Annotated in this window: 1 protein-coding gene; it reads left to right on the top strand. The window is 49.3% G+C overall.

The features are described from left to right. Positions 1-278: LamB/YcsF family protein (locus tag GUI70_RS23095; RefSeq protein ID WP_202630590.1), on the top strand; the 278-nt coding region annotated here is incomplete at both ends.

Genomic DNA, 278 nt, shown 5'->3' with positions numbered 1-278 from the left:
ACCGGAGGTATCAAGATTTAGCTGCAACTTACGGTATTCAGCTTTGGTTTGAAGCGTTTGTCGATAGAGCCTATGACGACAGCGGACGTCTTACCCCGCGCTCTGTTTCAGGCTCAAGCCTTACGACGATTGAGCAAATTGAGCAGCAGGCTTTAATGCTAATTGAAGAGCAAGCGGTGATCTCGCTGTCGGGACAGAAAATTGCCATTCATGCCGATACCTTATGCATTCATGGTGATGGGGCATTATCGTTGCCAACGGCGCAAGTTCTGAGTGCG

It is taken from the genome of Deinococcus alpinitundrae (genome assembly GCF_009982895.1).
In the GTDB taxonomy this organism is placed as follows: Bacteria; Deinococcota; Deinococci; order Deinococcales; family Deinococcaceae; genus Deinococcus; species Deinococcus alpinitundrae.
Note: the sequence above shows the minus strand (reverse complement) of the source record. Positions and strands in the feature narration are given on the sequence as shown.